Source organism: Vibrio sp. Y176 (assembly GCF_033438945.1).
Genome location: NZ_JAWOQS010000720.1, coordinates 1 through 630, shown reverse-complemented (window position 1 = coordinate 630; position 630 = coordinate 1). Strand labels below are relative to the sequence as shown.

Here is a 630-nt window from a genome sequence, read left to right as displayed (position 1 = left end):
TAATTCTGCCGAATTGAGAGGCGTTTTCGAAGATCGCAGAGCGATGGTGTAACGAATACCCCACCCACATGTTCTCCCAATCTTTTTGGTTAAACAGGTCACCGACGTTCACATCCAATGAAAAGTCCAGATAGTTAAGCAAGTTACTTGGCGTGTAACCTTTCTCTTCCATTTCTGTACCTTCGATATAGGTAATGTTGTCGATGTAAGACATCCCTTCTGCAACACCAAAGCGCCATTGAGTCGGCCAGTTAAAGGTGTAATACGCTTTAATCGCCATGACATATTCGGTACTAGACGACTGAACATCCGACGACCAATGGTGAACCAAACCAGGCGTTAAATAGATATCAAGAGGCAAACCAAACAGTTCATCGGTCAACGGATGTCCGTAGAAAAACGAAGTGAGCTGATTATCGTATTCATCCTTTTCAGCGTTGAACTTGAAAATGTCGCCCATATTGGAAGGCGTCGCCCAACCGTGCGCAATTCGCAAATATGGACGATTGTGAAGGTCAGATTTTCGCTCTTTGCCTTTGTCGTTAAAGAAGCCGAAACCGACAAACACTTCACCTTGGTAACGATCTTCGACAATTCCACTCTTGTAAGCTTCGTTGTCTAAGCGCGTCA

The 630-nt window shown here is 44.6% G+C and carries 1 pseudogene; it reads right to left on the bottom strand.

Going from position 1 to position 630, the window contains the following annotated elements:
- Positions 1–630, bottom strand: a pseudogene (locus tag R7O13_RS28280) (MipA/OmpV family protein); the annotation flags it as partial.